6 protein-coding genes are annotated in these 10,661 nt (G+C 38.1%); 1 reads left to right on the top strand and 5 read right to left on the bottom strand.

Features of this window, described 5'->3' with window-relative positions; translation table 11 throughout:
• Nucleotides 1–105, top strand: a 105-nt coding sequence (locus tag EPJ89_RS06065; protein WP_161637407.1) for an IS3 family transposase, incomplete at its 5' end; no start/stop codon positions are given.
• Nucleotides 106–203: 98 nt separating this feature from the next.
• Here the strand turns inward: EPJ89_RS06065 and EPJ89_RS06060 are convergent.
• The 5 genes from EPJ89_RS06060 to EPJ89_RS06040 all read right to left on the bottom strand — a co-directional run bounded on the left by EPJ89_RS06060 (nucleotide 204) and on the right by EPJ89_RS06040 (nucleotide 10,620).
• A complete protein-coding gene (locus EPJ89_RS06060; protein ID WP_161637177.1) occupies nucleotides 204–1,031 on the bottom strand; it encodes an alpha/beta hydrolase in 828 nt (275 codons plus the stop codon).
• 4 nt (nucleotides 1,032–1,035) lie between these two features.
• The gene (locus tag EPJ89_RS06055; RefSeq protein WP_161637179.1) at nucleotides 1,036–1,803 is read right to left on the bottom strand and encodes an inositol monophosphatase family protein; all 768 of its coding nucleotides are present in this window, start codon (nucleotides 1,801–1,803) and stop codon (nucleotides 1,036–1,038) included.
• 10 nt (nucleotides 1,804–1,813) lie between these two features.
• Complete coding sequence (locus EPJ89_RS06050; protein ID WP_161637181.1) at nucleotides 1,814–2,581, bottom strand: inositol monophosphatase family protein; 768 nt, start codon at nucleotides 2,579–2,581, stop codon at nucleotides 1,814–1,816.
• 126 nt (nucleotides 2,582–2,707) lie between these two features.
• Nucleotides 2,708–6,484 carry a DNA-directed RNA polymerase subunit beta' gene (rpoC, locus tag EPJ89_RS06045; RefSeq protein ID WP_161637183.1) on the bottom strand — a complete coding sequence of 1,259 codons (3,777 nt, stop codon included), beginning with the start codon at nucleotides 6,482–6,484 and terminating at the stop codon, nucleotides 2,708–2,710.
• A 17-nt stretch (nucleotides 6,485–6,501) separates the two neighbouring features.
• Entirely contained in the window at nucleotides 6,502–10,620 is a 4,119-nt protein-coding gene (locus EPJ89_RS06040; protein WP_200542486.1) for a DNA-directed RNA polymerase subunit beta, read from the bottom strand.
• Nucleotides 10,621–10,661 lie beyond the last annotated feature (41 nt).

Below are 10,661 nucleotides of genomic sequence, written 5' to 3'. Positions count from 1 at the left end.
GTATCACAAACTGTGATAAACTATTTAAAATATTACAATGAAAATCGAATACAAGAAAAGCTAGGATATCAATCTCCCGTAAATTATCGGTTAACTTCATCCTAACTTGGTTTTTTCTTTAGTCCCACGGAACTAGGTCAGTTCCGACTGAGATGTTTTTTTACTTTATCATTTATAAGAAACCGTCATTTTAGAATTACATATTACTTACTCAACTGAAGCAATATCCACTCAACCATAGTATCTAGAATCTCAGGGTACATCGTTTCATTAAGGATTTCATGGTATAGGTCTGGGTAAGCAATAAAACGTTTGTTTTTTGAACTGATGTTTTCATAAAGCCATTCACCTACTTCGATAGGAACAACCTTATCCTTTTCTCCATGACAAATTAAAACAGGATAGCGGTAACGGGATACATTTTTCGCAACAAACTCCGGTGCCTTAATTAAAAATTCACGCATAAATCCTGCAGTTGCTTTATGTAAAACATCCGGATCATTTTTATAAGCACTCACAACCTCGGGTACCGAACAAATGTCATCTTCCACAACATTACGAATGTTTATCTTTTTAAATGATTTACCGACTACATTTAATACTTTACCCATATTTCCTTCAACCGGCGGAAGTGGCGCCACAGCAGGACCTGATAGAATTTGGCCTTTTAGTTCATAGGGATGTGCTATACCATACATCGTCGTAACAAGCCCACCCATACTATGACCTAACATAAATACAGGAACACCGATATTCTCATCTTTAACAAATTTAACCATTTCATTACAATCTGAGATAAACGATAAATACGAATCGATATGTCCTTTAGGGGAGTCGGTACGACCGTGTCCACGTAAATCATAGCGATACACACTTAATCCTGCTTTATTAAAATGCTCTGTAACATGATCATAGCGACCAATATGCTCCGCAAAACCATGGTTAATAATAACAATAGCCTTCGGTTTTTCAACACAATCAGCTGCATAACGCAGCGAAACCTCACCATTAATCTTTAAATAAGATTCCATATTCCTATCTCCTATCTTTGAGTTCCTGAATCACTGTGGGATTTGAAGCACACATAAATTCAAAATTCTTATCTTCAAATATAATCTTATTATCGCATGTATCGTAAGTGAATGCACCACCAACTGCCTCAAGAATGATTGTTGCAGCTGCAATATCCCATACCTTCAAGCGCCGTGAGAGATACACCTGATGACGTCCTGCAGCGACACCACAAATTTCAAGCGACGCTGCTCCCATATAACGTACCGACATAAAATCATCATGCGCCTTAACCGCATCCCCAAACATAACCTCTAAAGTCTTAGTATCCGAATAAACAACGGAATCACGAAGTGTTACGGTTTGAGATAGCATCGGAAGCTTATGATCGTTGAGGTAAGCCCCTTCACCTGCAATCCCGACATACATTTCATCACGACTCACGTCATAGACAATCCCAAAAACAGGTTTTTGTTCTTCATAATAACCAACAGATATCGCAAAATTACGTTTTTCAAAAATAAAATTTGACGTACCATCAATTGGATCAATGATCCACAAATCATCAAGTCCAGTCGATGCAACCATTTTTTCTTCGGTAATAAAATTTTGGTTTGGATATTTTGCATTAATGCGTTTGGCTAAAAATTGCTCAGTCCCTTTATCGACATTGGTAACAAAATCATTGCGTGCTGATTTCGTATCAATATTTAATTCTTGCTTCATATGTTCGCGAACATAGTCTCCTGCTTCATAAACTAATTGCTTCGCAAATGATAATTTTGATTGCATACATTTCTCCTTATAGTAGTGCTTTTAAACTTTCTTTAATCGTTTGATTGGATGCCGCGATAAATACACGGGGTTCATTATCAAAGTAAAGCGTATCCTCTAAATCCCCAAAGTGGTAGGTACCACCAACACATGTTAAGACAATCACCGCAGCTGCGAAATCCCATACTTTGAGTTTAGGAAAGACATATGATTGCCATCGCCCTGCCGCAATATGACATACTTCTAGAGCTCCCGACCCTAAAAATCGATGCGTAATAAATAGTGGTTTAAGTTCTTGAGGGGTCATTTTAAATAAACCAGGACGGTAGACATCACCGGAAATAATTGAATCTTTTAACTGAATATCTTGGTCGAGCATCGCTAATTTTTGTCCGTTCAGATATGCTCCTTCACCAACAATCCCAACAAACATCTCATCTGCCATGACATCATAAACAATACCAAATACAGGCATTCCTTGGTGATAATAACCCACAGAAATACTGAAATTTTGTTTTTGATAGATAAAGTTTGTGGTTCCATCAATCGGATCAATAATCCATAAATGGTCTTTCCCCATCGTTTCCACGGTTTTTTCTTCAGTTAAGAAATTTTGGTTTGAATAAGCTTCCTTGATTCCTGAAACTAAAAAAATCTCTGTTTGTTTATCAACATTCGTTACAAAATCTGATCTTGATGATTTAAGACTAATATCAATCGATTCCTGCATCATCGTTTTAATGCGTTCTCCGGCTTGACGTACAAGTTTTGTCGTAAATTCTGCTTTTTTATTCATTTTAACGCCTCCATCTTATCATTATAAACCTTTATCAATAAATATGTACATATAAAAAAAGTCCTACACTCAAATCGATGAGTGTAGGCCCTTAATTTTAGAAATGCATTGATTTATAAACCTCAATTATCCACGAATAATTTCGCTAATAACGGAATCCTCTTCCTCAATTGTATTTCGTTCAATACGTTCTTGGCGTTTGAGTTCAGCCATTTCTTTAACCATTTCAGTTGATTCACGGTATAATTCAGAACCTGTTCCCGCTGGAATTTTCTTACCAATGATAACATTTTCTTTCAGACCCATGAGTGGATCAATCTTAGACTTGATAGCTGCATCCGTAAGAACTTTTGTAGTTTCTTGGAATGAAGCAGCTGATAAGAATGATTCCGTTTCAACAGAAGCTTTAGAAATACCGAGTAACACTGGACGATAACGTGCAGGGTTCTTACCTTCCATAAGGATATCTTCATTGATTTGAGTCATGTTATCAACATGCATTTGAACACCAGGAGAAATTCCTGTATCTTGTCCATCAATTACAATAACTTTACGCATCATTTGGTTAATCATAACTTCAATATGCTTATCAGAAATTTCGATACCACCACTTTGGTAAACTTTTTTAACTTCTTTTAAAATGTATTTTTGAACATCGAGACGTCCTGCATATTCCATAAGTTTCTTAGGATCTACAGAACCTTCTGTTAGTTTTTCACCGGCTGAAACCTCAGAACCAACTTTTAACCAACCACGAGCAGGTTGATGTGGTAATGTATGGTGCTCAACAGATGTTTTATCGTTTGCAACGGTGATGATATAACCGAAACCATCTTCGGCATTACGGATATCCGTAATACGTCCGGAAATTTCAGAAATCGCAGCACCCAGTTTTGGTGAACGTGCTTCAAAGAGTTCTTCAACACGTGGAAGACCTTGAGTGATATCTTCCCCACCAGCAACCGCAACCCCACCGGTATGGAACGTACGCATGGTTAGCTGTGTACCCGGTTCCCCGATTGATTGAGCGGCAACGATACCGACTGCTTCTCCAACCTCAACAATTTCACCTGTTGCCATGTTACGTCCGTAACATTTTTTACAGATACCATGTTTTGATTCACATGAGAATACAGAACGAATGCGAACTTGTTTGATTCCTGCATTCACAATACGTTTTGCAGCAAACTCATCGATATATTCGTCTTCTTCGATAATAACTTCTTTAGTTTTTGGATCAACAATTGTTTCTTTAATATAACGTCCAACAAGACGGTCATGGAGTGACTCAACAATTGTATTAGATTTACGATCTACAATTTCCTCTACAAGGAAACCGTTGTCGCTATAACAGTCATCTTCAACGATTGTGACATCTTGCGCAACGTCAACAAGACGACGTGTAAGATATCCTGATTCCGCTGTTTTAAGAGCAGTATCGGTTAGTCCCTTACGCACACCGTGAGTAGAAACGAAGAATTCACTAACGTTTAGACCTTCACGGAATGACGAATAGATTGGAACTTCAATAATTGATGATTGATAGCCTGCTTTTGATTTTGATTGAGTAGGTTTACCCATTAAACCACGCATACCGGATAACTGAGTAAAGTTAGAAACGTTACCACGAGCACCCGATGTCGCCATCATATTGATAGGGTTTTTACGAGCAAGTTCGTCCATTAATTCCGCACCAACGCGTCCTTTAATACCATCCCATAGAGTCATCAGTTTACCTTCCCACTCTTGAGCTGTTAAACGACCACGTTTGTATTGTTTCATTAATTTCGCAGCTTGTTCTTTACCCTCATCAACATATTTTTCTTTGTTAGGGGCAACATTGATGTCACTTAACGCAACAGTCATACCCGCAACAGTTGAATAGCGGAAACCTAAGTCTTTAATGTTATCTAAGATTTCAGCTGTTTTATCGATTGAGTAACGATCAAAGATTTCTTTGATAATTTTCTCGAGATCTTTTTTCTTGAAGTCATTATTAAGTGGCATTGCACTAATAATTTCACGAACATCTTGTCCCATCGCAACAAAGAATTTATCCGGTGTCGCTTTAAAATTATCCGGTGAAACCTCGTTTAAGTATGGGAAGTCACTTGGGAACATATCGTTAAAGATAAGTTTACCAAGCGTTGTAACAAGGTACATTTCGTTTTGTTTTGCACTTAACGTTGATTTCTTAAGTGATGATGCACGAACACAAATACGTGTATGTAAGTGAATCAACTCATGTTCATATGCAAGTTGTGCCTCATTGATGTCACGGAATGCTTTACCTTGGTTTTCACCAAAGCGACGCCATTTAGCACCTTCTTCCATATCGCCACGAGCTTCACATTGTAATGCTTTTTCTTCAAATTCTTCTGGAGATTCTTCCATGTTTAGATAGAAGTTTCCAAGAACCATATCTTGAGATGGTGTAACAATCGGTTTTCCATCTTTAGGACCAAGAATATTACGTGAACCAAGCATGAGCAATTCTGCTTCTGCTTGAGCCATTTCGGATAATGGAACGTGAACCGCCATTTGGTCACCATCAAAGTCCGCGTTAAACGCAGGCGTTACAAGAGGGTGAAGACGAATTGCACGACCTTCAATCATTTTCGGTTTAAAGGCTTGAATACCAAGACGGTGAAGTGTAGGGGCACGGTTTAAGAGCACAGGGTGATCTTGAATTACTTCTTCAACAATATCCCAAACACGTGGATCTTGACGTTCAATAAGTTTTTCAGCAGCTTTAGCATTATTACTAATTCCACGAACCTTCATCTCATTTACAACAAATGGTTTAAAGAGTTGAATTGCCATTTCTTTAGGAATACCACATTCATACATCTTAAGATCTGGTCCAACAGCGATAACTGAACGACCTGAGAAGTCTACACGTTTACCAAGTAAGTTGGCACGGAAACGACCTTGTTTCCCTTTAAGACTGTGTGAAAGTGATTTTAGAGGACGTCCACCAGCACCTGTAACAGGTTTTGAACGACGACCATTGTCAATCAATGCGTCAACAGCTTCTTGAAGCATACGTTTTTCGTTTTGAACGATAACTTGTGGTGTACCCATTTCAAGTAAACGTTTCAGACGGTTATTACGTGTGATTACACGACGGTATAAGTCGTTTGCATCTGAAGCAGCAAAACGGCCACCATCAAGTTGTAACATCGGACGTAAATCTGGTGGAATAACTGGAAGTTCAGTCAGTACCATCCATTCTGGCATGTTATCAGAATTAATAAATGCTTCAACCGTTTCAAGACGGCGAATTAACTTCTTACGCTTGTCACCTTTAGCATTTTCTAATAACTCAAGAATTTCATTACGTTCTTTTTCTAAATCCATATTTTCAAGCAAGGTTTTAATACCTTCTCCACCTGCTTGAGCTACGAAACCATTCGGTCCGTATTGATTGATGTATTCACGATATTCGCGGTCATCAATAATTTGTTTGTATTGTAATCCTGATTTCTTAGGATCCACAATAACCCATTTTACGAAGTACACAACTTCTTCTAAAATTTTAGGGGTAATGTTTAGTAATAAACTCATGCGTGATGGAATACCACGTAAATACCAAATATGTGCAACAGGTGCAGCTAACGTAATGTGCCCCATACGTTCACGACGCACAGCAGATTTCGTTACTTCAACGCCACAACGATCACAAATAACACCACGGTAACGTACTTTCTTGTACTTACCACAGTAACATTCCCAATCCTTTGTAGGACCAAAAATCTTTTCACAGAACAATCCATCACGTTCCGGTTTTTGTGAACGATAGTTAATTGTTTCTGGTTTTTTAACTTCTCCATGAGACCATTCTAGAATGCGCTCAGGGGACGCTAAAGCGAGTTGTATCGAGTCAAAATTATTAATACTCATGAGATTACCGCCTCCTTCTACGCTTGCTCATCAAGGTTTAGTGATTCAACCTCATTAGTTTCTTCGATTTCCACAACAATTTCTGGTTGCGGAACATCTTGTGATGGTGCTGAAGCAACTTCTTCATCACCATCTACAAGACTTTCTTTGATTTCTTCTTTGTTTTCGTCCAAGAATTTCACATCAAGTGCAAGTGCTTGGAGTTCATGTTTAAGTACTCGGAATGATTCTGGAATTCCAGGTTCTGGAATATCTTCACCATTTTGAATAGCGGCATAAGTCTTTGTACGTCCATTTACGTCATCGGACTTAATGGTAAGGATTTCTTGAAGTGTGTTTGCAGCTCCATAAGCATAGAGTGCCCAAACTTCCATCTCTCCAAATCTTTGTCCACCATTTTGTGCTTTACCACCAAGTGGTTGTTGGGTAACAAGTGAGTAAGGTCCTGTTGCACGAGCATGAAGTTTATCATCAATCATATGTGATAACTTAAGCATGTACATAACACCTACTGAAATACGTTCATCATAACGCTCACCAGTTTGTCCATCATAAAGTACCATCTTACCATCAGGTGAAACGTTACCTTCTTTCATGATATTAAACAGTTCATCTGTTTCAATACCATCGAAAACACTTGTAGCAAACTTAATATTTAAGTTCTTCGCTGCAATACCAAGATGTAATTCTAAGATTTGTCCAATGTTCATACGACTTGGAACCCCAAGAGGGTTAAGCATAATATCAACAGGTGTACCATCTTCCATGTATGGCATATCTTCTACAGGAAGAATCTTAGAGATAACCCCTTTATTACCGTGACGTCCAGCCATCTTGTCACCTTCATGGATTTTACGTTTTTGAACGATGTAAACCTTAACAGATTCACTTACTCCAGGTGGCAAGTCATGTCCTTCCGCGCGGCTAAAGATCTTGATATCTTGAACAATACCTGATCCACCGTGTGGAACTTTAAGTGAGTTGTCTCGTACTTCACGGGATTTTTCACCAAAGATTGCAAGTAATAATTTTTCTTCTGGAGAAATTTCGCTTTGTCCTTTAGGTGTTACTTTACCCACTAGGATATCGCCTTCTTTAACTTCAGCACCAATCATAACGATTCCGCGTGCATCAAGATGACGGCATGCAACTTCACTTACGTTTGGTATATCACGGGTAATTTCTTCAGGTCCAAGTTTTGTCTCACGAACTTCAAGTGTATATTCTTCAATATGAATTGATGTATAGACATCTTCTTTTACAAGACGTTCACTCATGATGATCGCATCTTCATAGTTATATCCGTTCCAAGTCATAAATGCGACTGTAACGTTTTGACCAAGAGCAAGCTCACCATTTTGCATGGATGGACCATCCGCAAGGATGTCACCATTTGAAACTTTTTCACCAAGAGCCACTAAAGGTTTTTGGTTAATACATGTTCCTTGGTTTGATCGTCTGAATTTTTGTAATAAATATGTACGTTCTTTTCCTGATACTCCGTTTACAATAACGCGGTTTGCATCAACATAAGAAACGATTCCGTCTTCATGACAGATTACCGCACTCCCTGAATCCTTTGCAATACGGTGTTCAATACCCGTACCAACAAATGGTGAGTTCGGTTTTAAAAGCGGAACAGCTTGACGTTGCATGTTGGCACCCATGAGGGCACGAGAAGCATCATCATTTTCCAAGAATGGAATCGCCGCAGTCGCAACAGAAACAATTTGTTTAGGACTCACGTCAATAAGTTCTACAGTGTCACGGTGGGCAAGAATATTTTCACCACGGTAACGAACAACAACTTCTTCGTTCACAAGTTTGTGATCTTGCACTTCGTTCGCTTGCGCAATAACATATTCAAACTCATCGTCTGCAGATAGATAAATAATATCTTCAGTAACGGTTCCATCTGGAGTAACGATTCGGTATGGTGTTTGAATAAAACCATACTTGTCAATTTTTCCATATGACGTTAAGTTCGAAATCAACCCGATATTTGGTCCTTCAGGTGTTTCGATTGGACAAATACGACCGTAGTGTGATGTATGAACATCTCGAACTTCGAAACCAGCACGGTCACGTGTAAGTCCACCCGGTCCTAAAGCTGAAATACGACGTTTGTTTGTAAGTTCAGCAAGTGGGTTTAATTGGTCCATAAATTGTGACAATTGGGATGAAGAGAAGAACTCTTTAACCATTGCGGTCAATGGACGAACGTTTGTAAGATTTTTGGGTGTTAGGTTCGATGAATCTGAAGAGATTGACATACGTTCCTTAACAACACGTTCCATACGGCTTAAACCGATTCGGAATTGATTTTGGATTAATTCTCCAACTGTACGAATACGACGGTTACCTAATTGGTCAATATCGTCTTCATTACCAACACCATCAATGAAGTTTAAGAAATATGAATATGTAGCATAAATATCTGATGCTACGATTGTTGTTTTTTCAAGTAATGGATCAATACCAACAATCTTCACAATTTCTTCATGATCATCTTCATGCGCAACAAACAATTCTTGCATTGCTGCTCCGACTAACCACATTGTTACGGGGCCATCTTCTAATGAATCAACAATTAGTTTTTCATTTGTTTTATTAATTTTAGGTACGTTGTAATTTGGTGTGAAACGATCTGCGATTAGATTTCCTTTTGCAGACATCATATCTGCTCCAGAAGCATCAAGAATACGTCCAACAGTATATAAACGTTGTGAGTAGTTTAACACTGCCCATACGTTATCTTTTGTTACCACAACTTCTTTACCCATGATACCTGTGTAAATTTGAATCGTTTCGCCTTTTAAGGTCTCAAGATCTTGTGCAGTAAGAACCGTTCCGCGTTCAAATTCAAAATCATCACCATCAACATCTTTCGATAAGATACGTCCAACTAAATGCACGGTTCCATCAACCGTGATATCACGTACATCGGGTGCCGAGAAGATATTCTTAAGTGGGAATACATTCATGTGTCCGCCTTCGCGTAATACATCACGTAATTTTAAGACATCATCACGACGTGTAATATGTGTTCCTTTTTCAAAAACAACATTACCGTTAATATCTTTGATATCACTTGTAAGAACGGTTCCATTTACACGATTGTAAACTTCAAGTTTTTTATGAATTTTATAACGACCTGCTTTATTAAGGTCATAACGGCGTGGATCTAAGAACTTCGCGTTCATCAAGTTGATAGCACCGTCAGTTGTAGGGATTTCATCAGCACGTTGGTTTTCATACATTACACGTAATGAATCTTCAAACGTAACAGTCTTATCTAATACTAATGAGTTCACAATCTCAGGATAGTTTCCAAAGAATGCTGTATAGAGTAACGCATATAAAGTTAAGAATTCACGTTTCTCACTATCAATTTCTTCCCATTCATCATAAACAGGTAAATTCATAGCATTTAAGAACGTTTTAAATGAATGTGTATCAAATGCATCTTCACCTTCTTGTAAATCAAGACTTAAACCAAAAGACTTGAACAAAATTGTGGATACAATCGTACGCTTACGGTCAACTTTCATGTTGATAACACGACCATTAGCCGCTTTACGATCATCACTCATAAATTCTAACCAAGTACCACGACTTGGAATTAATTCGGACATGAACGTGTCACGACCCGTTTTATCATCATTTTCAGACTTAAAATACGCTCCAGGAGAACGCACAATTTGCGAAACAATAACTCGTTCCGCTCCATTAATAATAAAGGTACCTGTTTCAGTCATTAAAGGAAGATCACCGAGGAACACCTCTTCTTCTTTTTCAATCACTTCACCAGTTTGTTTGTTAATTACTTCTAGACGCATTGTTGCTCGAAGTGGCGCAGCATAGTTTGCTTCGCGTGATCGACATTCGTCTACGTTATATTTAGGTTCACCAAATGAATAATCAATGAACTTTAGTTTTACATTTTCATTATAGCTTTGAATAGGATAGATTTCGTTAAAAACTTCAAAGAGTCCCTCGTTTTTAAACCATTCATACGCATCCGTTTGAATTTCTACCAAATTAGGCAATTCTAAGGTTCCACTAACTTGAGAATAATCACGACGGGTAGCCTTATTACCAAATTTCTTTACACTATATACTTGGTTTTTCTCCATTTATGCCATCCTTTCCTGTACTTTTTATAACAACCAAAAAA

Source organism: Erysipelothrix sp. strain 2 (EsS2-6-Brazil) (assembly GCF_016617625.1).
GTDB classification, from domain to species: Bacteria; Bacillota_I; Bacilli_A; order Erysipelotrichales; family Erysipelotrichaceae; genus Erysipelothrix; species Erysipelothrix piscisicarius.
This window is presented reverse-complemented; position numbering and strand designations above follow the sequence as displayed.

Coding starts and splice junctions, on each gene's coding strand:
- EPJ89_RS06040 (WP_200542486.1), bottom strand. CDS start 10,620: ATGGAGAAAAACCAAGTATATAGTGTAAAGAAATTTGGTAATAAGGCT.
- EPJ89_RS06060 (WP_161637177.1), bottom strand. CDS start 1,031: ATGGAATCTTATTTAAAGATTAATGGTGAGGTTTCGCTGCGTTATGCA.
- EPJ89_RS06050 (WP_161637181.1), bottom strand. CDS start 2,581: ATGAATAAAAAAGCAGAATTTACGACAAAACTTGTACGTCAAGCCGGA.
- rpoC (WP_161637183.1), bottom strand. CDS start 6,484: ATGAGTATTAATAATTTTGACTCGATACAACTCGCTTTAGCGTCCCCT.
- EPJ89_RS06055 (WP_161637179.1), bottom strand. CDS start 1,803: ATGCAATCAAAATTATCATTTGCGAAGCAATTAGTTTATGAAGCAGGA.